We start from the raw sequence: 25,344 nt of genomic DNA, 5'->3' as shown, positions 1-25,344 counted from the left end.
GAAATTTTAGCAATCAGGAATAAACCCCCTGATTGAGTCGTCAATGTTGTTACATGTCAATACACGAGGATACGTCTCATGAAAAACCTGAACAAAACATTGAGTCTGCTTGTCTGTGCGTTTGCACTTAGTATTGCCGGACTGCAACCAGCGTTTGCACAGGGTAATTCGGATAATGCACCAGGGAAGAATAAAAACCTGGGTCATGGCAACGCCTCTAACGGTGTGAAGGCCATCATTCAGGCCAACCGACAGATTTTTTACACAGGCGACCTGCTGGACATCGATGTTCGCTTCCCGCGTGGCGCCGAGCTGATCAGCAGCGGCGAGGTCGACGCCTATCTGATGATATTTGGTCCGGATGCTGTTCTTCAGGCGGTTTCCATCAGTGACGTGGCCGATACAGAGCCCGCCAACCTGTTCCAGATCGACGTTGTTGATGTTGAGTTTCTGCCGGAGGGGCTCTATCAGCTGGGCGTAGTACTTACTGTCCCGGAAGGCAATCCGCTTGATATCAGCGACTGGTACAACGGCATGCTGGGTCTGGTCGCCGTTCGCGGACTGACAGTTTCCGATACGGCACTGGAAATTGACGATGACAACGATGGCTTTATCGATGATGAACAGGATACGGATGACGACGGTTTCGTTGATGATGATGACACCGATGATTCATCGGACGACTCTGACGATGACATGTCAGATGACGGCACGGCCTGACAGGCAAAGCTGTGCACCTGACGGGAACATTTAAAAGCAGTTCTCAAGGGGAAGACTGAAACACGGATGAATTGACACGGATGTGTCACATGGATGTGAAAAAGGCGACCTCGCTATGTGGGGTCGCCTTTTTTTCTGACCGGCCGATCAGTATGCGGCCAGCTGCAGCTCAGCGCCTGCTTACAGTGAGGCCAGCGCCTGATTCAGCGTGGCTGAAGGACGCATGGCCTTGGATACCAGGTCTGCATTGGGCTGGTAGTACCCGCCGATTTCTACTGGTGAACCCTGCACACCATTAAGCTCCTGGACGATCTTGTCTTCGTTCGCAGTCAGGAACTCGGCCAGCTTGCCAAAACGCTGGGCCAGCTCGGCATTCTTGTCCTGCGCGGCCAGGGCTTCAGCCCAGTACATGCCCAGGTAGAAGTGACTGCCACGGTTATCGATCTGACCAATCTTGCGAGCCGGTGACTTGTCATTGTCCAGGAACTTGGCGTTTGCCTTGTCCAGTGCATCGGCCAGAATCTGTGCGCCTTTGTTGCCGGCGTGCTGTGCCAGGTGCTCCAGTGAGGCTGCCAGCGCCAGGAACTCACCCAGTGAATCCCAACGCAGATAGTTCTCTTCAACAAACTGCTGCACGTGCTTGGGCGCCGAACCGCCGGCACCGGTTTCAAACAGGCCACCGCCATTCATCAGCGGCACAATGGACAGCATCTTGGCCGATGTACCCAGCTCCAGAATCGGGAACAGGTCGGTCAGGTAGTCCCGCAGCACGTTGCCGGTTACTGAGATGGTGTCCTCACCATTTTTCATGCGCTTCAGTGTGTGACGCGTGGCATCTTCGGGCGACATGATCTGGATATCCAGACCATCGGTGTCGTGCTCTTTCAGGTATTCATTAACCTTCTTGATCAGCTCGGCATCGTGAGCACGTTTTTCATTCAACCAGAATACGGCAGGCATGCCGCCCAGGCGTGAACGCGTTACCGCCAGTTTGACCCAATCACGGATCGGTGCATCTTTCACCTGGCACATGCGCCAGATGTCACCTTTTTCGACATCGTGTGAAAAAACGGTTTCGCCTGCCTGATTCAGCACCACAACAGTGCCATTGGCAGAAATTTCGAAGGTCTTGTCGTGTGAACCGTACTCTTCGGCCTTCTGCGCCATCAGGCCAACGTTCGGGCAAGTACCCATGGTGGCCGGATCAAAAGCGCCGTTTTCACGACAGAAGTTGATGGTTTCCTGGTAGACACCGGCATAACAACGATCAGGGATCATTGCCTTGGTGTCCTGACGCTCGCCGTTGCGATCCCACATTTTGCCTGAGTCACGAATCATCGCAGGCATGGAGGCATCGATAATGACATCGCTGGGCACATGCAGGTTGGTAATGCCTTTGTCGGAATTGACCATTGCCAGCTCAGGGCGATCGTTGTAGGCCGCCTGAATATCGGCTTCGATTTCGGCACGCTTGTCGGCAGGCAGCTCGGCAATCTTGGCGACTACGTCACCAAAACCATTGGTCGCATCAACGCCCAGTGTCTTGAAGATATCACCGTGCTTGCTGAACACTTTGTCAAAAAACACTTTGACGGCGTGACCAAACATGATGGGGTCGGACACTTTCATCATTGTGGCTTTCAGGTGCAATGAAAGCAGCACACCTTCGTCTTTGGCGGCAGCCGTTTCACGTGCAAAGAAATCCTGCAGCTTGGCAGCGCTCATGGTGGCCGCATCGACAACTTCGCCTGCCAGCACTTTAACGGAGGGTTTCAGCACCTGTTCGCCATTCGCTGTTTTCAGGACAATCTTCAGCTCGTCTGCTTTGGCAAAGGTCGTGGACTGTTCGCTGCCGAAGAAGTCGCCTTCGTGCATGTGCGCCACGTGAGTTTTGGAGTCGCTGCTCCATTTGCCCATGCGGTGCGGATGCTTTTTGGCGTAGTTTTTGACGGATGCCGGTGCCCGGCGATCAGAGTTACCTTCACGCAGAACTGGGTTCACAGCAGAGCCCTTGATCTTGTCGTAGCGCGCCTTGATATCACGCTCTTCATCAGTCTGCGGCTCAAACGGATAGTTTGGCAGTGCGTAACCCTGTGACTGCAGCTCTTTGATGCACGCGGTCATCTGCGGGATAGAAGCACTGATATTAGGCAGCTTGATGATATTGGCTTCTGGCGTCTTGGCCAGCTCACCCAATTCCTGCAGGGCATCACCAATTCGCTGATTCTCGTTCAGATACTCCGGGAAGTTGGCGATAATGCGGCCAGCCAGTGAGATGTCCCGGGTTTCCACCGAAACGCCCACAGCCTTTGCAAACGCCTGAATGATGGGCAACAGAGAGTATGTTGCCAGGCGTGGCGCTTCATCGGTTTCGGTGTAGATAATCTTGGCACCATCGTTCGACATAGTGTTTCCTACTTCTTTGAATTTGGGTGGAATCGCGTGAAAAAAGTGGTGCGGAGTATAGCACTACTGAGCGGAGCGCCCAAATACCTGCGCAACAGCCTCGGCCAGCTCGGCTCGCCGGTAGGGTTTACCCAGAACCGGGAAGTCCGTATGCGGCAAGGGGCCGCGCTCGCCAGAGCCGGTAAAACCTGAGGTATACAGCACCGGCAGTCCAGGTTGCCGGACCAGAGCCCGGGCCGCCAGCTCGGTACCATTCATTCCGGACATCTGCACATCGGTGAACAGCAGGTCGATTCTGATGTCGCTATTCTGCGCGGCTTCCAGTCTGGCCAGGGCCTGCTCACCCGACTCTGCCACCGTCACCTGATATCCCAGAGACTCGAGGCTTACCCTGGCCAGTTCTCGCACCTGCGGTTCGTCCTCGACCAGCAGCACCCGTTCCGACCCCAGCGCGATGCCCTGACTGGCACGGGAGGACTGTGAGCTTTGGTCGGCAGCTTCCACCACCGGCAGATACAGGTCGAAGCGAGCGCCTTCGCCGGGCGATGACTCAACTGCAATATAACCGCCAGACTGGCGTACAAAACCATACACCATGGCCAGGCCCAGCCCCGACCCCTTGCCTTCCGGCTTGGTGGTAAAAAACGGCTCAAACACCTTGTCGCGATATTCCGCCGCAATGCCAGCGCCAGTGTCACTGACAGATACGAGCAGATAGTCACCTGCGGCCAGCGAGACATCGCCCAGATTTTCTGCCTTGTCCAGATGCCTGGAAGAGGTCGCGATTTTCAGAACACCCCCATCGGGCATGGCGTCGCGCGCATTTACACACAGGTTCAGCAGTGCGTTCTCCATTTGCGCCACATCTATCATTGTCGGTGGCAGGCCGGGCTGAGGTTTGTACTCGAAGCGTATATGCCGATTCAGGACTCGCTGCAGCATGGGCTGCAAGCCATTGATCAATCTGTTGATATCAGTCGGCGCCGGTGTCAGCGACTGCTTGCGGGCAAAAGTGAGCAGGCGGCGCGTCAGATCGGCACCGCGTTCTGCGGCATCGGTGATCATTCGCGCAAAAGACTGCGCATCCGGCTGATCCTCGAGCATTTCCACCAGACACTCGGCATTGCCCAGCACAACGGTCAGCAGGTTATTGAAATCATGGGCGATGCCCCCGGTCAACTGCCCGACGGCCTCCATCCGCTGAGCATTGTGCAGGCGCTCTTCCAGCAGCTTGCGAGAGCTGACATCCGAGATCCCGCCAATCATGCGTACAGGGGTGCCGTGCTGATTGCGAACCAGGTGCCCCCGGTCTTCGACATGGGCCCAGCTGCCGTCGGCGCGCCGGAATCGATACTCCGCATGCCAGTCGTCTTCCGATGCCAGTGTCTGGCGAAATTTAGCGAGCACCTCGACACGATCGTCCGGATGAATCAATTCCGCCCAGCTGCTGCGCGACGTTGCAACCGTGCCTTCCCGGTAGCCAAACAGATTGGAGAACCCGCCCCCCCACCAGCGGCGATCCTTGGTCACATCCCAGTCCCAGACAGCGTCGTTGGTCGCCTGCGCCAGCAACCGAAACCGCTCCTCGCTGGCTGCCAGCGTGGCATTGACCTCCTCGAGCTGCATGCTCTTTTCTTCGAGCTTGCGTATCAGGGTCTCGCTATAGTGCTTGAGCAGCTCTTCATCACTGGCGCCTTCAATCGTGCCGCCCTCTAAAGGCCCTGGCTGTCTCGGCCGGACCCGGTCGGCAACCTCTCGAATGCTGGCCACAAAATCTTCAGGCTCGGCAGGCTTGAGAATAAAGGCATCAGCACCCAGCTTCAGCGCAAGCTCTTCATCTTCTGCCTGTGTATACGTGGCGGTGTAGACAATAAAGGGGACTCGCTGCAATTGCGGATCAGCTTTCCAGTGGCGGAGCAGCGTATAGCCATCCATGACCGGCATCAGCAGATCGGAAACGACCATATCCGGGAGTGTCTGACGTGCCAGAGTCAGCGCCTCGGCACCATGCCGGGCCACGGCCACCTGATAGCCATAACCCGTCAGCAAGGCCTGAAGGTAATAGCGATTTTCTTCTTTATCGTCCACCACCAACACAAATTGCATTATCAGCTTCCCGGGCAGAAACGCTCTACTTCGTCAACGAAGGTCTCAGGGTCTATCGGTTTTTCAATGTAACCATCACAGCCTGCTGCCAATGCCTTTTCGCGATCGCCCGGCATGGCATAGGATGTCACGGCCACGATGGGTGTCTGCTGGAGGCTATCGATCTGTCTCAGGGCAGCCGCTACATCGTAGCCGTGCATGGCCGGGAGTTGAATGTCCAGCAGGATAAGATCGGGCTCATTGCTGCGGGCCATTTCGATGCCGCTAAGGCCATCGATGGCGGCAAGCACCTGATGCCCCTTGTTCTGCAGCAGGAAAGTCAGCAGGTAGCGATTCTGCTCGTTATCTTCAATCAGCTGTATTTTCAGACTACGCTTATCAGAGACACTCTGGTTCACTGCAACTCCTTTATTTCAGTCTCTTGCGGCTGGTTGGCAGGCAACTCGACGGTGAATCGACTGCCCTTGTCCTGCTCGCTGCTGACGCTGATGCGCCCCCCGAGCAGTTCACACAAGCGCCTGCAGATAGCCAGTCCCAGACCGGTTCCCTCGTGCTCCCGGGTCAGGCCGGTATCGATCTGGTTGAATGGCTGAAACAGGCCGCTCAGGTGCACCGGTTCGATGCCAATACCCGTGTCACTGACATCGACCCGTAATTCTTTTTCGCCGTGTTCCTGACCCAACAGTTGGCACTCAAGCGTGACAGACCCACGCTCGGTGAACTTAATGGCATTGTTGAGCAGGTTGATGACAATCTGTTCGAGACGGCGCCGATCGCTGATCATCAGACCGACTGCCGGATCTATACTGACATGTAACTGCAGATTTTTTTTGTCTGCCAGGGGTTTTATCGACGCTACCACCCGTTCCAGCGATTCCCGCGCATCAAATGGCTCGCTGCGCACCTGAAGCTCACCTGCCTCAATTTTGGACAGGTCCAGAACGTCATTGATCAGATCCAGCAGATGACGCGCGCTGCCGCGAACCATCCCTAACTGACGGGACTGCTCTTCATTGAGAGGGCCGGCCAGCTCCTGAAGCACGATGCCGGTAAAACCAATGATGGAATTGAGCGGCGTGCGCAGCTCATGGGACATGGTGGCGAGGAAAGCCGACTTGAGACGATCAGCAGCCTGGGCACGAACAACCGCATCCCGAAGCTCGCGTGTGCGTTCAGCAACTTTGCGTTCCAGATTCTCATTCAGATCGCGCAATGCTTTCTCTTGTTGAAGGCGGCGACCGATGTCACGGAGAATGACTGTGTACATGACACCGTAGCGACCACGGACACGTGACACAGACATTTCGACCGGAAAATCTTCGCCACTTGCGCGCAACGCCTGGGTGATCAGAAACTCGTGGGTGTTATCGTCAACTCCGGTAGGTATTAACTGGTTGACAGACTTGCCCAGCACCTGACGTGCCGAACAGCCAAACACGCGCTCGGCGGCTGGATTGAATGACAGCACAGAGCTGTTGCCATCAACGGTGATGATGGCATCACGCGCCGAGTTGATCACAGCGGACAGCTGTGAGCGACTGCTGCTCAGGCGTCGCTCGGAGGCCTTCAGTGCATTGAACGCGTTTTCCAGTACCCCCAGTGTCCGCCACATCAGCACCAGTAAAAACAGCGCGGTGATAGTGACAAAAGCGATGCCTTTGGCAACGCTCCAGCGCTCGACCGCTGCACTGTCCTGTAAAATGGCAAACAATACCCAGTCTGAAGTGAAGATCCAGAGACCGGCCACGACCGCATAACCAAATGCGAGAGTGATGGCGCGCGGTCGCAACCGCCATGTCTGCTGGAGTGATTTACTGGAAGTGACTGCCATGCTGCCCGTTACACAATGTCATTATTTTTAACTGCCCCGTTATACCACTGCCGGTGATGCAAGGGTATAGTTACCGCCATTTTCCAGGCAGCAGGACATTCATTTCTCATGTTCAAGCGACTCACAAAGCATTCACTCCGGGGCAGAGTATTCTCTTTGGGCAGATTGGGCAGATCGCGCATCAGCGCGATTGATATCATACTGGGTTTTGTTTTGGCGATTAGCCTGATGGCTAGCTCACTGGTCACAGCTCAGCCGCCACGCCAGCCCGTTGAAGGCAATCCGGTCAGAACCCCTTTTTCCACCGAGGTGCAGCCGGAGTGGCTGACCCAGGTCATGCCAGAAGCAGATTCATTTTCCGAAAAGTCCGGCGAACCGCCGGTGTATCGCGGTTACCAGACCGACCCGGACTCGGGCGCACAGACGCTGGTCGGTTACGTTTTCCTGACAGCGGACATCCCCCCCGAAGAACGAGGCTTCAGCGCACCCATCGACATGCTGGCAGGCGTGAATCTGGACAATGAGCTGACAGGTATCAAGATACTCAATTACGTCGAATCCTACGTGAACACCGTCGGCGACTTTGCCGCCGACCCGGTATTTCAGGCACAGTACCAGGGCAAACATATCGGTGATGACTTCCAGGTTCGTCGGGACATTGACGGCATTGCCGGTGCCACCGTCACCAGTTTCGCCATCAGCCGCGGTGTCCGGGAAGCTGCCCGCCGGGTGGCTGCCGCCTACAATGGGTTTACGCCGGATAACGCCGTCGACGTGGCCCGCTCACAGCGAATTCTTGAACATATGCAGCAATTCACCTGGGAGCAGTTGCTGGAGGAAGGCATTGTACAGCAGCTGACCATGCCCATCCCTGGCGGCCAGGAGCTGCAGCTGACACTCACTTACATGGGCCACCCGGCACTTGGTGAGTTTTTTATCGGCCGTCAGGCCTACGCACGCGCGGAACGGGATGCGGCAGCCCAACTGGGTGGCAATCAGTTGATTCTGCTTGGCGTCGGCGGCAGTGGCTTCGGGCAGTTCCGCCAGGACCGCATGCAATTGCAGCAGGATGGTTCACCGCGTCGACGCGTAATGGCAAACCGACTGGTTACCGCGGGTAATGCCGACGTCGGTATGATTGCGGGTCAAGCCGAATTCGCCGGTGCGCTGGTCATTGACGACAACTATGACATTACTCAACCGCTTAATATTTTTTATCAGCCGCTGGGCAGCCTGGAACCCTATGAGCTGACATTCCAGCCGGTAGGCATGGGTGCGCGCATTGCCAGTGGCGACCCCATCCTGAGCGAACAGGAAATTGAGCGCATCATCCGCGCCGAAAACAGCGCTATTCGGCAGTTCATCAACAATCCGCCGTGGGGCGTGACGCCCTGGGGCAGCGTACTGATGTCGCTGCTTATCTTCACCCTGGTGATGGTCGCCTTTTTACGCAAGAGTTCACGCTGGCGCTGGGTGGCCCTGACCGCGACGCTGGTGTATCTGGGTATCATGGAGGCAGGATTCCTGTCGGTGGCGCATATCACTGGCGTGTTGCTGCAGGGACCGGATGTGTTTCTAAACAACCTGCCACTGACCATGCTGGTTGTCTTTACCGTCGTCACCACCCTGATATGGGGCCGCGTATTCTGCTCCTCGCTGTGTCCTTTTGGCGCTGTGCAGGACATTATTACCCGATTTACGCCCAAGCGACTGCGCCATAAATTCAGCCGACTGATGCCGCAGAAGGTCCATGACAAGGCCATATATCTAAAATACGGCTTCCTGGCTTTTATCATTGGTGCCGCACTGATCGCCAACAATGTCGCCGTGTTCCAGTACTTTGAGCCATTTGGCACGCTGTTCTTCCTGAGTGGTTCGGCCGTGCTGTTTGCCATCCTGGCGGCGATCCTGCTGGCCTGTGTGGTTGTACCGCGTTTTTATTGCCGTTATGTCTGCCCGCTCGGTGCTGCGCTGGGTGTGGTATCTTTTGTCAGTCCGCTGCGCATCAAGCGGGTGCCGCAGTGCACCGTGTGTACCGTTTGCGAACATGCCTGTCCCACCGGTGCCATCCGGCGTGAGAAGATTGACTTCAAGGAATGTGTACGCTGTGATATCTGTGAAGACAAGCTGATCAAGAAAGCCGGCTCCTGCCGTCACGATATGAGCCGTATTATCGTGCGCCACAAGGAATTGCGCACAGAATGACACAGCAATAACACCCGGGTCCCCGTGACCCGCATGAGGAGAGGCCCTGTTGTCTGCCAATAACAATAACACCATACCTGCCGACATCGACGCGCAGGCGCTGGACAACCAGATATGTTTTCCGCTTTATGCGGCCTCGCGTCTGGTTACCAGACTATACCAGCCGCTGCTGGAGCCACTGGGCCTGACCTATCCGCAATATATCGTGCTGCTGATTCTGTGGGAGGATCAGCCCTGCACCGTCTCTCACATTGGTCGCCGCGCGCAGCTCGCCACCAACACTTTGACGCCGCTGCTTAAACGCCTGGAGGCCATGGAGTTGATTGAGCGCCGCCGGAGCACCGATGACGAGCGCGTGGTCACCATACTTCTGACGCGCGCCGGCAAAGCCCTGCGCCGACGGTGCGCCTGCATACCCGAACAACTTTTCACCCAGGTTGGCTATCCGATAGAGGACGCCATCGCTCTCAAGCGGCAGCTGGACCAGTTTTTGACACACCTGAAAGGTCTCGACACCGACTGACGTTTCGCGGCCAATAGCATTATCTGCACGATCGACTGCATTTGCAGTACTTGATGATTTATATCGCGCGCGATATTATCGCAAACAACATAACTACGGAGCACCTGCCATGACAAGACTGAAAAAGATTGCCCTAGCTACTACCCTGGCCAGCGCCGCTGCACTGGCTGGCGTTGCCCAGATTTACGCTGCTGACGCACCGATTGAAATCGATGCAGACACCTTTGAGTGTATTACTGAGATGACACCTGTGCGGGGATTCTATGTTGATAACCTGCTTGGTGATATCGCAGCCACGCTGGCGGTCGCCAATTCAGAAACCGGCGGCACCTGGCCTACTGGCTCTGTGGTGCAGCTGGTGCCGACTGAAGTCATGGTAAAACAGCCCGCTGGCACCAGCCCGCAGACCAATGACTGGGAGTTTTTTGAACTGGATGTCAGCTCAGGTGAGTCGGAGATTGTGACGCGTGGCTTTACCGATGTGGTCAATCGTTTTGGTGGTAACTGCCTGGACTGCCACGTGAAGGCGGAACCGCAGTGGGACATGATCTGCGAAACCGGTCACGGCTGCGATCCGATTCCGCTGAGCCGCGAAATGATTGTTGGCATTCAGCAGGGCGATCCGCGCTGCAACCGCCCTGAGTAAGGGACCTTTTAACAGCACTGAAGCTGCCGGCCCGATCTAAAAGTCAGCCGGCAGATCCAGGCGCTGCATATAGCGCTGATCGTTGACTTCATCTGCGCTCAGTTCACCTCTGAGCAACGCATCAACATCCTGATCAATAAGGGTCACTGCCGCCAGTTTGGCATGCGGTTCCTCAACCGCCAGCATGACACTGCCCCAGAGACTGAGCATGGAGGTATCGATGGAGCGCACATCGTTGTCCTTGGCCCACTCTGCCGAGATCATCTTGCCCAGCTGCTCACTTCTTGCCGCCAGTTCGCGGCGCTGTTCGCCTTCCATATCCACCATCAGTGCCGGTGTGATGTCGTTCCAGCCGGTTGCCATAAGCTCCCAACCTTCATAAAAGCGAACTACCCAGGTGAGGTACTCAACGTCTGTCTGGCGTTGCTGATTCGCTTCGTCTGCCTGGTAGGCCTGGATAAACCAGTTCTGTTCCGGAACGGATTCCGGCCACTCATCCAATACCCGGCTACTGGCACACGCCGCCAGCAATGCAGCCAGTGCCACCAGGGCTACTGACCGAACTTCTTTGATCAACACTTACAACTACCCCATATCTCAATGCAATTTATCAAGCTGATCATTCCTGCAGCCTCAGGGTCCTCAATTCCGGGTCAGCCAGAATATCAGCTTCATGAAACGGCAGATCAAGCCACATACTCTGGGAGTATAACCGGGTCTGGTCGGCAAAGTGTGGCGATCGTGGATCTTCCGACTGCGAATAACTCAGAATCCCGGTGGGATTGACCCTGCCGTCCGCATCCCAGCTGACCACCTGCATGTAGCTGTTGCCATGCAGAATCGGCGTATAGGCGCCAGCTTCCGGGTTGAAGCGGCTGGTGATGACGCTCCACATGCCGGCCCCGCCATCGCCGCCGGGAATCGGTATGTTCTCGTCATTGCGGGGTTCGTACTGCAATGTGCCAAGCTCGGCATCCAGCGCCACACCCTGGTCCTGCCAGAAGGTCTGGGCATGCGCCAGCGACTCCAGCACTGCCTGACGCACTTCTGTGCGCTCAAGCGCCAGATCCCGGGGCGTATTGACCGCATCGGCCACATCAAACGGCACCGAATACAGATTGTCTGTGCCAGACACATCTCGCCAGAACTCGCGCCAGACATGCGCGCCGCGGCTGTCGATGTCTTCGCGCCGGTCCCAGGCAGCCAGCGCCTCGCAGGCAGGCGTCACATCAACTTCGTTATCATCCAGGGTTACTGGCTGCTCTGCGCTTTCACACAGTGCCAGCACACTATCGAGATACTGTTCGGCGCCATAGTGCCGATGACTGAACAGCATGGACTGCAGGTCCTGCGGACCCATCTTTTCGCCCGCCGCCTGCTTTTGCTGCAAGGCCTCCTCAATGAATGTCAGCCCTGCCCGTGTGCGCAGGCTGACCATGGATCGTTCACTGCCAATGATGGGTGAATAACCCTCCAGCGGTTCGCGGGGTGTCGATAGCCAGTAGCTGTCGTTGGCGTTATGCACGTAATCGTCACGGCGCAGACGCGGCATATTGTCTGCCGGCATAGCGCCAGGTACTTCTGATTGATCGGACGCATACCATTCACAGGACGGATCGGCGCCGTTCAAAATAACCAGACGTGACGGCACACCTTCGGCCGGCACCCGGCAGCGCTCGAACAGTTCCGCATCGACATTCGGCACAACACTGATGTCTGCGTAGAAAGCCGTACCGTGCCGGTCGGCGGCAATGGTATTCACCCAGGAGACGCCCTGCATGCTCAGTGCCGCTTCGACATCATCAATGCTTTCAGCTTTGTTCAGCGCATCATAGGTTGCGGCCGACCTATCGTTGTACAGATTGACGTCGCGGATGGCGAAGGCCATCGACTCTGTCCAGGGCAACTGCGCTGAAACAACTACCGGCCCATAGTGCGTCGAGTAAACAGTGTGCGTTTGTGTGCCGCTGTCGACGGGCACATTAATGGTTATCTCTTCCATGTCCCGATACTCATCACCATACCGGTAGCGGGTGGGATCCTCCGGATCAAGCTCCAGCGCGTACAGTGTGGAACGCATGCCGGTGGATACTGTATGAGTCCAGGCAACATCATGATTAAAGCCGATGGACACGCGACTGGTGGTGTAAAGGCTGACACCCATCACGTCCAGCTCACCGGGAATCGTGGTGTGAATCATGTGAAAGCGCGACGAACCCTGCCAGGGGTAATGCGGATTCCCCAGCAGAATGCCACTGCCGTTTTCTGTGACCTCACCACCCAAAGCGACGGCATTGCTGCCAATGCCTGCCAGTTGATCAAAGTCGGTCGCCACGGCGGCCACCTCGGCGCCCGGTGGCGCGGCGTTGGCCATCTCGCGCTGGAACAGGCCCAGTCCATATCGAATGCCCACACCCACGGTGAGTTTGTCGACATCTCTTTCTGTCAGCTGCCGCACCCAGTCGGCGCCCGCACATGCCGGTGGCAAATTACTGGCATTCTCGCTGAGGTAGCGGTTATACCCCGCTACATAACCCGCCGAGAAATCGATGGTCTGCTCACTCTGTCCCTGCCGGAAACGCTCGATCATGGCATCGTCCAGGACAGCACGGTGAAACACATCACTCTCATAATTACCGCCATCACGACCGAAGTTGGCGGATAGCTCCCCATTCACCATCAGCACATCGCGGGCTATGGTGCAGATCGCATCGTTGGCTGTGGCGTAGGCAAAACCGTAACCCAGGCTGCCCCAGTCTTCTGCCTTGACATGCGGGATACCGTAACTGGTCCAGCGAATTTCAGTGTCGTAACGATAATCAGGCGCAGCCTCCGTCATTGCTTCCTGAACGGTGTCCGGCGCCGGCTCGGAGCAGGCCGCCAGCAGTATCATGGCCGAGGCCAGCCCCAGAGCCCGCGCCAGGGTCGACTTCGAAACGAGAGGGCTGACTTTAACGCGTGGATCGTGATTCTCTGAGGATGGAGCCTGATACATGATTGTTCTCCATAGATCGATAGGTTCACGCCTGATGTGTTTGCTGGATCTCGACGTTTGAGCATAGAAGCAGCTCAGGCCCTTGTCAAAGCGGGCATTTATTGCTCCTGTCAGTCAAACCGAGTAGGCTTTTGCTACGGTTATGAACACATTCATAATTTACGACAACAATAATTGCAAGGAGATCGCCAGCGATGAGCCGCTACAAGCCACTTCTTTATCCTCTGCTCGCTGTGATGATGATCGGCAGCAATGCGCAGACAGCGCTGGCACAGTCCTCCATATATCGACCCGCGACCGAAGCCACTGCCCGCCAACAACAGATGCTGAGGGATACCCTGCCCTTTGCGGACCAACGCGACTTCGAGGAGTCGCAACGGGGATTTATCGCCGCACCCGGCTATCGGCAGATTCTCGGTGCGGCCGGCAATGTTGTCTGGGATATGGGGCGATATGATTTCCTGCTCAATGGGCAGGATTACGACAGTATTCACCCCTCTCTGCAGCGTCAGGCCACGCTGAACATGAATTACGGCCTTTACGAGGTGGTGCCGGATTTTATCTACCAGATCCGTGGCTACGACCTGGCCAATATGACGCTGGTGCGCGGTGAGCGCGGATGGATACTGTTCGATGTTCTGCTAACGCGGGAAACCGCAGCGGCGGCGCTGGCATTTGCCAATGAGCAATTGGGTGAACGGCCGGTGACGGCAGTTGTCTACTCACACTCTCACATTGATCACTTTGGCGGTGTGCGTGGTGTTGTTGACGAGGCAGACGTGCAGTCCGGGCAGGTCGATATCTTTGCACCAGTGGGGTTCATGGATGAAGCCATTGCCGAAAATGTCTACGCTGGCAATGCCATGAGTCGCCGCGCCTCCTATCAATACGGAAATCCCCTGGCGGCCAGCCCTTTTGGGCAGGTCGATTCAGCCATCGGTAAGGCACTGGCGCGGGGCAGCAGTGGTCTGATCGCCCCCACTGTTGTGATTCGCGACGACTTTGAGGAACACACGATCGATGGCGTGCGTGTTGTATTTCAGAATACACCTGGCACTGAAGCGCCTGCAGAGATGAATGCCTGGTTTCCGGACAGCCGGGTTTTCTGGGCCGCCGAGAATATCACCGCCACCATTCACAACATCTACACATTGCGCGGCGCTCTGGTGCGCGACGCACTGGCATGGTCACGTCAGATCAATGAAGCCCTGTACCGCTTTGGACAGCAGGCGGAAGTCATGGTGTCTTCGCACAACTGGCCGCGCTGGGGCAATGAGCGCATCCAGGAAGTGATGCGCGACCAGCGCGATGCCTACGCGAACCTGAACAATCAGGTGCTCAATCTGGCCAACCGTGGCGTCACCATCAATGAAATGCACAATGAGTATCAGGTGCCGGACTCGCTGCAACAAAGCTGGGCAGTGCGGCAATACCATGGCTCCGAATTTCACAACTCACGCGCGGTCATCAATCGTTACCTGGGCTATTGGGATGGCAACCCGGCAACTCTGGTGCCATTGTCTCCGGCCGACTCGGCCCCGCTTTATATCGAAATGATGGGGGGCGCGGCGGCCGTGCTGGAGCGCGGTCAGGCACTGTTTGATGAAGGGCAGTATCACCTGGCCATGGAAATCGTCAACAAGCTGGTCTACGCGGAGCCGGACAACCAGGAAGGCAAAAGCCTGCTGGCGGGCATTTTCGAACAACTGGGTTATCAGTATGAAAGCGCCAGTGTTCGCAATGTATTTCTGGTGGCAGCGCAGGAGTTGCGTTATGGCGTCGCGCCAGCGGGCCCGGCGCGTGGTACCAGCCCTGATCTGGCACGTGCCATGACTACACTGCAGTGGTGGGACGCCATGGCAACCCGTGTCGACAGCCAGCGTGCCGACGGCATGGCCTTTATCATCAATTTTGTGACACCTGACACCGACGAGACATTCGTCATAGAAATGCGCAGCGGAACCCTCACTGCCATCACCGGTTATCAATCTGATGCGGCCAATGCAACAATCAGACTTGACCGCAGCCTTCTGGACCAGGTCATCATGGGGCAGACCACACTCGCGGCTCAGCTCACGTCGGGCGCAGGCGAGGTTGAAGGTGATATCGGTGTGCTGCAGCAACTGGCATCAGTGCTGGTCGAGTTTGACCCGGTGTTTGAAATCATGCCTGGCACGGCAGCCATTCAGTAAAATATTGGACGGCTAACGACGGGCCCAGGGATCAGTAAACCGTCACATGCGGTGCCAGCTCAATGGCCTGCAGACGATTACCCAGCAGCTCGACGGAGCCCGAATAACGTTCGGTTCCGGTGGACGAGAACTCAAAGTCATAGCGGCGAAACCAGGCCAGCAGACCGTCATGCCCCCGGCGTAGCCTGCTTTTGCGCAGCACCATGCTTTGATCGAGCAGTTGCAGGTCGAGCTCGGCACAGCGCTGTGCAGCATATTGCAGGGCAAAAGCCTTGGCGTCTCGCGAGCGCCACCAGTGGTTGACCAGTAGCGCCAGCAAAGCCAGCCAGACCATATCCATTAATGTGAACATCTACCTATGTACCACGATCCTGATTATGAGAAACTTCAGCATCATAGCAAAAACAGGAGGCTGGCTGGCGATGAACAGGAAATTCAGAACGTGGCTTATCATTAGCGCGGTGTTGTTATCACTTGGGCTGGGCAGCACCCATACACGGGCACAGGAGAACCCTTTGATGGATGAACAATCGCCAATAGACGGCATCAGCTTTAGGTACATCGAGACAAACGGCATTCGCATGCGGCTGGCCACCATGGGTGACTCCGGCCCGCTGGTCATCATGGCGCATGGTTGGCCAGAGTCCTGGTATTCCTGGCGCCACCAGATCAAGGCGGTTGCTGAGGCTGGTTATCGGGTCGTTGCGCCAGACATGCGCGGATACGGCGGCACTGACGCGCCACCCGATGTTGAGGATTACGACATTGTCACCATAGCCGCAGATATTGTTGGCATCGTCGATGTCTATGGCGAGGATCAGGCGATCCTGATCGGCCACGACTGGGGTTCCATCGTGGCCTGGAACACAGTCCTGTTGCACCCAGAGCGCTTTTCGGCGCTGGTCGCCATGAGCGTCCCCTACAGCGGACGTGCTGCGGAATCGCCACTGGCGAGCTGGCGCAACGCTTACGGCGATAACTTTTACTACATCCTCTATCACCAGGAGCCCGGCGTGGCCGAGGCTGAATATGACGCTGATCCGCGCGGCATCCTGAGCCGACTGTATCTTTCGCCGGACTCACCCCGCCATCCGCCCCAGGTCACAGACCGCCATCGCTCGGCAGGTGGCTGGATTCCGCGACTCGGCGCACCCGTCGGACTGCCTGACTGGTTGACCGAAGAAGATCTCGACTACTTTGTTAAGCAATTTACCGCGGCTGGCTTTCGTGGCGGCGTTAACTACTACCGCAACTTTCACCGCAACTGGGAAATCACACCGCAACTGGCCAACGCCCGTGTCACAGTGCCAACCCTGTTTATTGCCGGCGAGAATGATGTGGTGATCGCCGGCGCCAGCCAGGGTCGTCTGCAAGGCGCCATGCGCCGGGTGGTGGACGACTTGCGCGGCGTCATAGTGCTGCCGGAGGCCGGTCACTGGATTCAGCAGGAGCTGCCAGAACAAACCAACGCAGCCCTGCTGGAGTTTTTGGAAGGTCTGTGAGGCTTACATCATGGACTGCTGGTAATTCTCGATACCAACATTGTCGATCAGTTGCAGCTGGGTCTCCAGCCAGTCAACGTGTTCTTCTTCGCTTTCCAGAATGGACACCAGCAGTTCACGGCTGCCGTAGTCACGGATGGATTCGGCGTACTCGATACCATCGCGCAGATCCGGAATGGCCTGGTTTTCCAGCTTGAGGTCACACTCCAGCATTTCACGGGTATGTTCGCCGATCAGCAGCTTGCCCAGGCTTTGCAGGTTGGGAAGCCCTTCCAGGTAGAGGATACGCTCGATCAGCTGATCGGCATGCTTCATCTCGTCAATTGACTCTTCGTATTCCTTGTCCGCCAGTTTGGTCAAGCCGCGGTCCTTGAACATACGCGAGTGCAGGAAATACTGGTTGATGGCAACCAGCTCATTCCCCAACGCCTTGTTCAGGTGTTTGATCATGGTTTTATCGGATTTCATAGCCTGCTCCTTCGGACTGCATTAATTCTTAGGCGCAAGCGTGCGTTGAATGCTGGCAAAAGTCAAGCCAGAACTTCATTCAAGTTATTGATAATAATGGAAAAAGAGAAAGAGAATGATTGCGATTGGCACCTACAGCCGCGATGGCGTCAGGCGGCGTAGGCAATGGACGATGTATCGACCTGTTGAGCGACTTCTGCCATGATTTGTTTAGCGAATTTGCCACAACGACCGCAGTCACTGGCCAGACCAAGTTCGGCACGGACTTCGCTCATTGAAACTGAGCGACCTTTGCAGAACTCGCGGATCTGAGTATCAGTAATTTGTTGGCAAATGCATACGTACATGGGCGCGTTTCTCGTTTGCAGGTCTCGTTAGCAGGTCTACTACTGGCGGGTGTTGCGGTGTTGATTCGGCCAGTGAATGCAAGCTTAAATGCAAATAAGAATGATTGTCAATAGCGCTCGTGAAAAAGATGAGAATTATTTGCATGCCACCACACCGGGGGGTAGCTTAGGCAGATGCAGCGCTCTGTCGGCGGCAGCAGCAACGACAATAAGCAACTAAAAAGCACAATAACGACAATGCAGGAGCGAGCCATGAAACTTTTCATGATCCCGATTCTGGCCAGCTTTACTCTCGGCGCGGTAGCCGCCGAGCTGCCCAGAACGCCTGACGGCAAACCGGACCTTCAGGGTATCTGGACCAATGCAACACAGACGCCTCTGGAGCGACCAGAACGGTTTGGTGACCGGCAGGCGATGTCTGAAGAAGAGGCGATTGAACTACAGCAGCGCGCACTGGCCGCTGAGGAACGGGGCAATGCTCCCAGTGACCCCGACCGACCACCACCCAGTGACGGCAATACTGCAGCGGCATATAACCTGTTCTGGCTGGATCGTGGCAGTCAGGTGCTGCATATCGATGGTGAATATCGCACCTCAATGATCATCGACCCGCCAGATGGTCAGATACCTTTCAGGGAGGGTGCGCCGGAACAGAACATGATGGAGCGCTGGCGCGACGAACATGGGGACGAGGCGTTTCTGGGTCCGGAGATGGCGACAATCGGTGAGCGCTGTCTGTTGTTCTACGACTTCCGAACATCCAATTCCAGTGCTGGTCCGCCCATGATGCCCATCATATATAACAACAACTATCAGATCATACAGACAGAGGATTATCTGGTGATTATGGCGGAGATGATGCACGACGCACGCATCATCCGCCTGAACAGTGAACACCAGCCGCCCGAGATCTACAAATGGATGGGCGATTCCACGGGCTACTGGGACAACGATACCCTGGTCATCAGCACGCGCCACCTGCATCCGCAGCAATCGCACTACGGTTCAGGGCCGGGACTTGAAGTGACCGAGCGACTGCGCATGGTCTCTGAAACGGAGATCGTGTACAGCTTTACCATGAACGACCCGGTGGCCTACACGGCGCCCTGGACGGCAGAGATGGTGCTTTACGCCAGGCCTGAAGGTGAACGCATTTACGAGTACGCGTGTCATGAGGGCAACTACGCATTGCCCGGCATACTGGCTGGCACCCGCCGCCAGGAGCAGGCTGACGCCGACCAGGAGTGAATGGTTGGTGCCAGCGCTACCGGCCAGCGCTGCCTAAGCGTCAGATCGGGCCGCGTTCCCATGGACCCCAGATGGCAAACGTGATGCCGGGGTTCTGCACATTGATGAATAGAAACTCGCCGGACGGATCAAAGCAGGCACCGGCAATTTCGGTCTGGCGGTAGTCACCTGGCTCGGCAATTTTGCCGCTGACCGAGATATCAGTATCAGACAACATCACGTTGTTTTTAAGCAGAATGTAGGACTCACCCGTGGGTGTCAGGCCCATCACCCGCTCGCCGAGCCCGAACTCGTCCTCGACACCACCACCGTCTTCACACATGACAATGCCACCACGGGGGCTGATGGAGACGTTATCCGGGTTATTGGCCATATTGGCATCGGTCGAGGCGAAGATACAGCGCAGTCGATTTTCGTGAGGATCCAGCATCCATACCGCGCCTTCACCATAACCAGCACGCCCCTCTTCATTGACGCCTGCACTGGTGTCCACGATGTACATCAGGCCTTCGTGGTAGCAGATACCCTCACCACGGCTTATCGTGAATGCACCCGCAGCGCGAGCCTGCACGCAGGGTCCACTGGTGTCTCCTTGAGGATCCATATCCGGGTCTGCAATGTCGACCCACTCCAGTTCGTATTCATCACCCATGGCCGGGGCCAGCAATTCGGCGCCGTGCATGGATTTGATGCGGGCAGCCTGCAGGCGCCCGCCCTGCTCCAGAGACCCGGCCTGTTGACTGGTATTGTCTGGCACATAGCGGTAGATCGGGGACTGATTGCGATTGTCTTCGGTCAGGTAGGCGTAGCTGCTTACCGGATCAATAGCCACCGCCTCATGCTCAAAACGCCCCATGCCGACGATAGGCACGCCCGACGTTTCTGCCGGATCTGCCGGCACCTCAAACACATAACCATGACGACGGCCGCCAGTCGCGCTGGCATCGTGGATGGTTTCTTCACAGCTCAGCCACGTGCCCCACGGCGTGACGCCGCCAGCACAGTTGACCATGGTGCCACCCAGGCTTGGCAGCGTCTGAATCTCCCGGCGGTTGCTGCGCGAGAAATGAATCGTGGTATTGCCGCCACCCGCGCGGGCGCTCTCCGACACCATACCTTCATCATATACGGTGGCAGCTGATATCGGACGACCAGAGCCCACCTCGTGATTGCGCACTAGAATGATGGTGTCATCATCAACTGCAATTACACCCATGCCATCGTGCCGTGCCGGTACAGGGTTGCCATCCGCCATGGCGTCGCCCGCCCAGGACAGACTGGCGTAGGAGAAACCTTCTGGCAACTGCAGCAGCTCCAGGCCCGTCACTTCATCCTTGACCGGACGTATTGGTCCATAAGGGCTGTCCATGCGTCGAGATGCGGGGCCGCCTGCAGAGACCTGACGTGTCGACAAAGACTGGAATGCCTGAACTAAAGGAGAGGACACAAGGGCTGCTGTCATGGCACTACCCCTAAGGAAATTGCGGCGCGAGCCGATAACAGTATTGGGTCGCTCACGCTTGGAATTGAATTTTGAGTTGGTCATTGTGTGATTCACCAGATTCATTATTTATCACTTGATCAGGCCGGCAATTTCAGCACAAGCATGTGACAGGAAAATAACAATACTGCGCCATGAACCGAAACGACAAGGATCGCGTATCAATTCACGGTGCGATCGCAGTAGTAGGTCTTTCGTCCAAGTTAATTCTTCATCATTAAGCGAATCAGTATTATGGCTATATCACTATCGTCGCCCATTTCCGCCGCGCCGTCAGACCGTTCCTCAACTCCCGCGTCGAGACATACATCAGGCGCCGCAGTCAGTCACAACAGTCACTGGTATCTCGAAAAGACCAACCGCATCATGATTGGTGTACTGATCGGCTGCCAGTTGTACGCACTGGCGCTGGCACCGTGGCATGGCACCTGGGGGGTAGCGCTGTTGGTGGGTGGTGGCACTCTGACTGCAACCATCATCGCCTGGAAGGGGCAGCTGCTGGGGAGGCATTTACCGAGCCTTATTGCTGCTGCCTTCATGGTCATGTCAGCACTGCACATTCACCAGAGCCATGGAACCATCGAGATGCACTTCTCGATTTTCGTGTTACTGGCGCTTCTGATTGCATATCGCGACTGGCGGCCTATCGCCGTCGCAACAATTGTGATCGCAGCACACCACTTCCTGTTCTTTTACATGCAAATCAACGGCTTCCCTGTCTGGGTGACCGAACATGCTCACTGGAGCATGATATTTGTTCATGCCGGCTATGTACTGGTCGAGGCCGCAGCATTGTTCTACCTGGCCAAACTGGCAGCGGCGGATGCCGCGGAAGGGCAGGCACTGGCCTCAGCGTGCGAACAGCTGACGCGCGACGACGATCGCATGGACTTGACCCTGAAGGTCAATCACGACACGGAAGCTGGACAATCTTTCGACCGCTTCCTGGGGCAACTGCGAACGCTGGTCATTGATGTACAGGATCGACTCAGGACTCTTCAGCAGATGGGCGAGGCATTGACGCGCAATGCTGCCGATGTCGAACAGGGCGCCGAGCGGCAGACATCGGTCAATCAACAGATGATTGATGCCATGCAGGAGATGAGCACTGCGACTGCAACGGTAGCCCAGTATGCTCAATATGCAGCTAACGGTGCCAATACTGCCAATGAACTCGCGGCCGACAGTGGTTCCGCTGTGCAGCGTATCAGCAGCAGCATCAACACTCTGAAGAGCGATATCGACATCACCAGCAAAGCGGTAGGCGACACTGCCAGTCAGGCGAACGACATCGATAAAGTGGTAGACATCATCAAGGACATCGCCGAACAGACCAACCTTCTGGCGCTGAATGCGGCCATCGAAGCAGCCCGCGCTGGAGACCACGGGCGCGGCTTTGCTGTAGTGGCCGATCAGGTGCGGTCGCTGTCCCGACGCAGTTCTGAATCGACCAAGGAGATTCAGCAACTGGTCAAACGACTTCAGCAGACCTCTGACTCAGCCCGCCAGGCCATGACGCGCAGCCAGGAAGCTGTGGGTGAGTGTCTGGTATCAGCAAATGAAGGTACCAGCACCCTCCAGCAGCTGACACATGAGATTTCGCAAATGGCCAGTCAGAACGACATGATTGCTGCCTCAGCGCAACAGCAGTCAGTGTCGGGAGATCAGGTCGTCAACAATCTGCAGTCAGTCAATGAAATCGCCTCCCAGAATCTTAAAAAGGCGCGCGAACTGTCTGGCATCAGCGACTCTCTGCACCAGCTGAGCGATTCGTTGCAGCATCAGTTATCGCGCTTTGATTCAGGCCGAAAGGGCTGATTGGTGCGAGCTGGACTGATACTGGGCGATCAACTGGACAGAGACCTGCCTACACTGGAGGCGCTTGACCGCGGGAAGGATCTCGTTGTCATGGCAGAGCTTTATGAAGAAGCCACCTATGTCAAACACCACAAACAAAAGATTGCCCTGCTGTTCAGTGGCATGCGACATTTTGCCAGCGAGCTGGAAGCCGATGGCTGGCGTGTTCAGTATTACAAATATGAGCCTGACAGCCGACTGAAAAAGTTTGCGGATGTCATCAAAGAAGTTGCTGGCAAACACAGGGTCGACAGCTGGATTGTAACCGAGTGCGGCGAGCATCGCCTGCAACAGCAGATCGACAACTGGTCATCAGAGCTTGATATTGAGGTCTCCGTTCTGGGTGACTGCCGATTCATTTGCGACAAAAAAGAATTTGCCGAGTGGGCGCAAGGCAAAAAACAGTTACGCATGGAATATTTCTATCGGCAGATGCGGCGCAAAACCGGATTACTGATGGAGGACGACCAGCCAGCTGGCGGTGAGTGGAACTACGATACTGAAAACCGCAAGTCGCTGCGTGATGACGTAGACATACCGGATCGCAAAGGCTTTGATGTGGACAGTGTTGATCGTGAAGTCATCAAGCTTGTCGCTGAGAACTTTTCTGACCATCCAGGTCATCTGGATGCGGACGCTGATCAGTTTCAGTGGCCAAGAACACGCAAGCAGGCGCAGTCTGCGTTACGCTTTTTCGTCAAACACTGCCTGCCCGATTTTGGCCAGTACCAGGATGCCATGAGCCACCGGCAGCCCTTCCTGTTTCATAGCCTGCTGGCCACCAGTCTGAATATGGGCCTCCTGTCCCCTGTCGAAGTGTGCAAGGCAGCGGAACGTGCCTGGCAAAAAGGTGATGTGCCCATCAACGCCGCCGAAGGATTCATACGACAGATCATCGGCTGGCGCGAATACGTGCGCGGGCTTTACTGGTGGCTGATGCCAGACTATGCCGAACACAACCACTTCAGGAATCAGCGCAATCTTCCAGCGTGTTACTGGACTGGTGACACGCGCATGAACTGTATGGCACAGAGTCTGAAGAACACCTTCGACAATGCCTACGCACACCACATTCAACGCCTTATGGTTACCGGCAATTTTGCATTGCTGACCGGCGTTGAGCCAACGCAGATCTGCGACTGGTATCTGGCGGTTTACGCAGACGCCTACGACTGGGTGGAGCTGCCCAACACGCTGGGCATGGTCATGCACGCCGATGGCGGCCTGATGGCCAGCAAACCCTATGCCGCGTCCGGTTCGTACATCAACCGGATGTCGGACTACTGCAAACACTGCCATTACTCGGTAAAAACAGCGGTGGATGATGACAGCTGTCCCTTCAACAGTCTTTACTGGCATTTCATCATGCGACATGACACGCTATTGAGAGACAATCCGCGCATGAGTATGATTTATCGTAATCTCGATAAAATGTCCGATGACAAAAAGCGGGCACTGAAAAAACGCGGTGACTTTGTTCTGGAGCACATTGATGCGCTGTGAGACCGTGGACAGCCTTATGGTCGTGTACAAACGGGTTCTGCATACCACCTTGATTGCAGCTGCCATGGGCATGCTGGTGGCCTGCACGGGCGCGCCGCCAGGCGAGTTGAGCGTCGTCGACGACTTTCAGCTGCAGCGCTATCTGGGACAGTGGTATGAGATCGCCAGACTGGACCATCGCTTCGAGCGCGGGCTCAGCCATGTGACAGCGGAGTATTCAGAAAACCCAAACGGCAGCATCGCCGTGATCAACCGCGGCTATAATGCCGAGAACGGTGAGTGGGAACAGGCGACAGGCCGGGCACGATTCGCCGGAGAGTCATCTCAGGGGGCGCTGGAAGTCAGCTTCTTCGGCCCTTTCTACGCATCCTACAATATCGTTGCACTGGATCAGGATGCTTATGAATGGGCGCTGATAACTGGCAACAACTACAACTACCTGTGGATACTGGCCAGGCAGAAAGATCTGGCTGCAGATACACAGGCTCGCCTTGTGTCGATTGCGGAACAGGCCGGCTTTGCCACCGACGAGCTGATTTTTGTCGAGCATAAGTCAGATGCGCCGGTTGAAGCGGAATAATTCAACCCGGACAGTCGTTTACTGATTAACCCAGGACGCAAAAGGAGTATATTATGTCTACCACTGGCAAACTTATTGGTACAGCAGTCATGACCGCAGCGCTTGCTGCATGCACCACGATCAATCCCTACACAGGCGAACAGCAGACCAGCCGCGCCGCGACCTATGGTGCGATCGGCGGTGTTGTGTGTGGACTGATCGGCGCCGCTGAAAGCGGCACGCGAGCCCGCAATGCTGCTCTCGGTTGTGGCGCAATTGGCGCTGGCGTGGGCGCTTATATGGACGCCCAGGAAGCAGAGTTGCGCCAGGAGCTACAGGGTAGCGGGGTGCAGGTACAACGCAATGGCGATCAACTGGAATTGATCATGCCTGGTAACATCACCTTTAATACCAATGAATACTCAATTCGCCCAAATTTCCACTCGGTGCTGGATTCCGTTTCTCAGGTTCTCGCCAAGTATGTAGACACACGTTTACGCGTAACAGGCCATACCGACTCCACCGGCTCGCGCGATTACAACTACAACCTGTCGGATCGCCGCGCCAATAGCGTGGCCAATTATCTCGCCGCAAACGGCATCGACCAGGGCCGACTGATCACTCAGGGTGTGGGTCCGGATCAGCCAATTGCCAGCAACGACACTGAATCAGGTCGCGCCATGAACCGCCGCGTTGAATTACAGATCGTGGCCATTCAGAACTGAAGATATCCAT

General features: G+C 56.2%; 21 protein-coding genes. 11 read left to right on the top strand and 10 right to left on the bottom strand.

Going from position 1 to position 25,344, the window contains the following annotated elements; translation table 11 throughout:
* Positions 1 to 78 precede the first annotated feature (78 nt).
* The gene (locus LVD14_RS05780; protein ID WP_237133084.1) at positions 79 to 720 is read left to right on the top strand and encodes a hypothetical protein; all 642 of its coding nucleotides are present in this window, start codon (positions 79 to 81) and stop codon (positions 718 to 720) included.
* Positions 721 to 900: 180 nt separating this feature from the next.
* On the opposite strand, the gene LVD14_RS05775 is transcribed toward LVD14_RS05780, so the two are convergent.
* From LVD14_RS05775 to LVD14_RS05760, 4 genes are all read right to left on the bottom strand, one after another.
* Positions 901 to 3,126, bottom strand: coding sequence for an NADP-dependent isocitrate dehydrogenase (locus tag LVD14_RS05775; protein ID WP_237133083.1), 2,226 nt, complete (start codon positions 3,124 to 3,126; stop codon positions 901 to 903).
* A gap of 63 nt (positions 3,127 to 3,189) precedes the next feature.
* The gene (locus LVD14_RS05770; protein WP_237133082.1) at positions 3,190 to 5,232 is read right to left on the bottom strand and encodes a response regulator; all 2,043 of its coding nucleotides are present in this window, start codon (positions 5,230 to 5,232) and stop codon (positions 3,190 to 3,192) included.
* Positions 5,233 to 5,234: 2 nt separating this feature from the next.
* Complete coding sequence (locus LVD14_RS05765) at positions 5,235 to 5,630, bottom strand: response regulator (protein WP_237133081.1); 396 nt, start codon at positions 5,628 to 5,630, stop codon at positions 5,235 to 5,237.
* Complete coding sequence (locus LVD14_RS05760; RefSeq protein WP_237133080.1) at positions 5,627 to 7,063, bottom strand: ATP-binding protein; 1,437 nt, start codon at positions 7,061 to 7,063, stop codon at positions 5,627 to 5,629. The genes LVD14_RS05765 and LVD14_RS05760 overlap by 4 nt, the downstream gene beginning before the upstream one ends.
* Positions 7,064 to 7,291: 228 nt before the next feature.
* Here LVD14_RS05760 and LVD14_RS05755 point away from each other — a divergent pair, with 228 nt between their 5' ends.
* The 3 genes from LVD14_RS05755 (at position 7,292) to LVD14_RS05745 (ending at position 10,437) form a co-directional block, all read left to right on the top strand.
* Positions 7,292 to 9,268, top strand: a complete 1,977-nt coding sequence (locus tag LVD14_RS05755) for a NosR/NirI family protein (protein ID WP_237133079.1) — start codon at positions 7,292 to 7,294, stop codon at positions 9,266 to 9,268.
* 49 nt (positions 9,269 to 9,317) lie between these two features.
* On the top strand, positions 9,318 to 9,791 hold the full coding sequence (locus tag LVD14_RS05750) for a MarR family winged helix-turn-helix transcriptional regulator (protein WP_237133078.1): 474 nt from the start codon (positions 9,318 to 9,320) through the stop codon (positions 9,789 to 9,791).
* Positions 9,792 to 9,900: 109 nt separating this feature from the next.
* Positions 9,901 to 10,437 (top strand): hypothetical protein, encoded by a 537-nt coding sequence (locus LVD14_RS05745; protein WP_237133077.1) that lies wholly within the window; start codon positions 9,901 to 9,903, stop codon positions 10,435 to 10,437.
* A 36-nt stretch (positions 10,438 to 10,473) separates the two neighbouring features.
* On the opposite strand, the gene LVD14_RS05740 is transcribed toward LVD14_RS05745, so the two are convergent.
* Together LVD14_RS05740 and LVD14_RS05735 are read right to left on the bottom strand one after the other, a co-directional pair.
* Positions 10,474 to 11,016 carry a hypothetical protein gene (locus tag LVD14_RS05740; protein WP_237133076.1) on the bottom strand — a complete coding sequence of 181 codons (543 nt, stop codon included), beginning with the start codon at positions 11,014 to 11,016 and terminating at the stop codon, positions 10,474 to 10,476.
* A 40-nt stretch (positions 11,017 to 11,056) separates the two neighbouring features.
* A complete protein-coding gene (locus tag LVD14_RS05735; protein ID WP_237133075.1) occupies positions 11,057 to 13,432 on the bottom strand; it encodes a penicillin acylase family protein in 2,376 nt (791 codons plus the stop codon).
* A 194-nt stretch (positions 13,433 to 13,626) separates the two neighbouring features.
* On the opposite strand from LVD14_RS05735, the gene LVD14_RS05730 reads away from it, so the two are divergent.
* Positions 13,627 to 15,624, top strand: a complete 1,998-nt coding sequence (locus LVD14_RS05730) for an alkyl/aryl-sulfatase (protein WP_317622679.1) — start codon at positions 13,627 to 13,629, stop codon at positions 15,622 to 15,624.
* Between the two features lie 31 nt (positions 15,625 to 15,655).
* Here LVD14_RS05730 and LVD14_RS05725 read toward each other — a convergent pair whose 3' ends face one another.
* Positions 15,656 to 15,976: a DUF3301 domain-containing protein gene (locus LVD14_RS05725; RefSeq protein WP_237133074.1), complete on the bottom strand. Its 321-nt coding sequence runs from the start codon at positions 15,974 to 15,976 to the stop codon at positions 15,656 to 15,658.
* A 166-nt stretch (positions 15,977 to 16,142) separates the two neighbouring features.
* On the opposite strand from LVD14_RS05725, the gene LVD14_RS05720 reads away from it, so the two are divergent.
* A complete protein-coding gene (locus LVD14_RS05720) occupies positions 16,143 to 17,126 on the top strand; it encodes an alpha/beta fold hydrolase (protein WP_237133073.1) in 984 nt (327 codons plus the stop codon).
* 3 nt (positions 17,127 to 17,129) lie between these two features.
* On the opposite strand, the gene bfr is transcribed toward LVD14_RS05720, so the two are convergent.
* Together bfr and LVD14_RS05710 are read right to left on the bottom strand one after the other, a co-directional pair.
* Complete coding sequence (gene bfr / locus LVD14_RS05715) at positions 17,130 to 17,594, bottom strand: bacterioferritin (protein ID WP_237133072.1); 465 nt, start codon at positions 17,592 to 17,594, stop codon at positions 17,130 to 17,132.
* 149 nt (positions 17,595 to 17,743) lie between these two features.
* On the bottom strand, positions 17,744 to 17,941 hold the full coding sequence (locus LVD14_RS05710) for a (2Fe-2S)-binding protein (RefSeq protein ID WP_237133071.1): 198 nt from the start codon (positions 17,939 to 17,941) through the stop codon (positions 17,744 to 17,746).
* A 252-nt stretch (positions 17,942 to 18,193) separates the two neighbouring features.
* Here LVD14_RS05710 and LVD14_RS05705 point away from each other — a divergent pair, with 252 nt between their 5' ends.
* On the top strand, positions 18,194 to 19,189 hold the full coding sequence (locus tag LVD14_RS05705) for a hypothetical protein (RefSeq protein ID WP_237133070.1): 996 nt from the start codon (positions 18,194 to 18,196) through the stop codon (positions 19,187 to 19,189).
* 40 nt (positions 19,190 to 19,229) lie between these two features.
* Here the strand turns inward: LVD14_RS05705 and LVD14_RS05700 are convergent, their stop codons facing one another.
* Entirely contained in the window at positions 19,230 to 20,735 is a 1,506-nt protein-coding gene (locus LVD14_RS05700) for a PhoX family protein (RefSeq protein WP_237133069.1), read from the bottom strand.
* 189 nt (positions 20,736 to 20,924) lie between these two features.
* Here LVD14_RS05700 and LVD14_RS05695 point away from each other — a divergent pair, with 189 nt between their 5' ends.
* The 4 genes from LVD14_RS05695 to LVD14_RS05680 are packed head-to-tail and all read left to right on the top strand — an operon-like array spanning position 20,925 to position 25,334.
* Positions 20,925 to 22,508, top strand: coding sequence for a methyl-accepting chemotaxis protein (locus LVD14_RS05695; RefSeq protein WP_237133068.1), 1,584 nt, complete (start codon positions 20,925 to 20,927; stop codon positions 22,506 to 22,508).
* Positions 22,509 to 22,511: 3 nt separating this feature from the next.
* Positions 22,512 to 24,050, top strand: a complete 1,539-nt coding sequence (locus LVD14_RS05690; RefSeq protein WP_237133067.1) for a cryptochrome/photolyase family protein — start codon at positions 22,512 to 22,514, stop codon at positions 24,048 to 24,050.
* Entirely contained in the window at positions 24,040 to 24,630 is a 591-nt protein-coding gene (locus tag LVD14_RS05685) for a lipocalin family protein (protein WP_237133066.1), read from the top strand. Before LVD14_RS05690 ends, LVD14_RS05685 begins: the two co-directional genes overlap by 11 nt.
* A gap of 53 nt (positions 24,631 to 24,683) precedes the next feature.
* Positions 24,684 to 25,334: an OmpA family protein gene (locus LVD14_RS05680; RefSeq protein ID WP_237133065.1), complete on the top strand. Its 651-nt coding sequence runs from the start codon at positions 24,684 to 24,686 to the stop codon at positions 25,332 to 25,334.
* The last annotated feature ends 10 nt before the right edge of the window (positions 25,335 to 25,344 follow it).

Source organism: Pseudohongiella sp. O18, from assembly GCF_021729085.1.
In the GTDB taxonomy this organism is placed as follows: Bacteria; Pseudomonadota; Gammaproteobacteria; order Pseudomonadales; family Pseudohongiellaceae; genus Pseudohongiella.
Note: the sequence above shows the minus strand (reverse complement) of the source record. Positions and strands in the feature narration are given on the sequence as shown.

Coding starts and splice junctions, on each gene's coding strand:
- bfr (WP_237133072.1), bottom strand. CDS start 17,594: ATGAAATCCGATAAAACCATGATCAAACACCTGAACAAGGCGTTGGGG.
- LVD14_RS05780 (WP_237133084.1), top strand. CDS start 79: ATGAAAAACCTGAACAAAACATTGAGTCTGCTTGTCTGTGCGTTTGCA.
- LVD14_RS05700 (WP_237133069.1), bottom strand. CDS start 20,735: ATGACCAACTCAAAATTCAATTCCAAGCGTGAGCGACCCAATACTGTT.
- LVD14_RS05695 (WP_237133068.1), top strand. CDS start 20,925: ATGGCTATATCACTATCGTCGCCCATTTCCGCCGCGCCGTCAGACCGT.
- LVD14_RS05720 (WP_237133073.1), top strand. CDS start 16,143: ATGGATGAACAATCGCCAATAGACGGCATCAGCTTTAGGTACATCGAG.
- LVD14_RS05730 (WP_317622679.1), top strand. CDS start 13,627: ATGAGCCGCTACAAGCCACTTCTTTATCCTCTGCTCGCTGTGATGATG.
- LVD14_RS05725 (WP_237133074.1), bottom strand. CDS start 15,976: ATGTTCACATTAATGGATATGGTCTGGCTGGCTTTGCTGGCGCTACTG.
- LVD14_RS05760 (WP_237133080.1), bottom strand. CDS start 7,063: ATGGCAGTCACTTCCAGTAAATCACTCCAGCAGACATGGCGGTTGCGA.
- LVD14_RS05775 (WP_237133083.1), bottom strand. CDS start 3,126: ATGTCGAACGATGGTGCCAAGATTATCTACACCGAAACCGATGAAGCG.
- LVD14_RS05745 (WP_237133077.1), top strand. CDS start 9,901: ATGACAAGACTGAAAAAGATTGCCCTAGCTACTACCCTGGCCAGCGCC.
- LVD14_RS05735 (WP_237133075.1), bottom strand. CDS start 13,432: ATGTATCAGGCTCCATCCTCAGAGAATCACGATCCACGCGTTAAAGTC.
- LVD14_RS05755 (WP_237133079.1), top strand. CDS start 7,292: ATGGCTAGCTCACTGGTCACAGCTCAGCCGCCACGCCAGCCCGTTGAA.
- LVD14_RS05710 (WP_237133071.1), bottom strand. CDS start 17,941: ATGTACGTATGCATTTGCCAACAAATTACTGATACTCAGATCCGCGAG.
- LVD14_RS05685 (WP_237133066.1), top strand. CDS start 24,040: ATGCGCTGTGAGACCGTGGACAGCCTTATGGTCGTGTACAAACGGGTT.
- LVD14_RS05680 (WP_237133065.1), top strand. CDS start 24,684: ATGTCTACCACTGGCAAACTTATTGGTACAGCAGTCATGACCGCAGCG.
- LVD14_RS05770 (WP_237133082.1), bottom strand. CDS start 5,232: ATGCAATTTGTGTTGGTGGTGGACGATAAAGAAGAAAATCGCTATTAC.
- LVD14_RS05705 (WP_237133070.1), top strand. CDS start 18,194: ATGAAACTTTTCATGATCCCGATTCTGGCCAGCTTTACTCTCGGCGCG.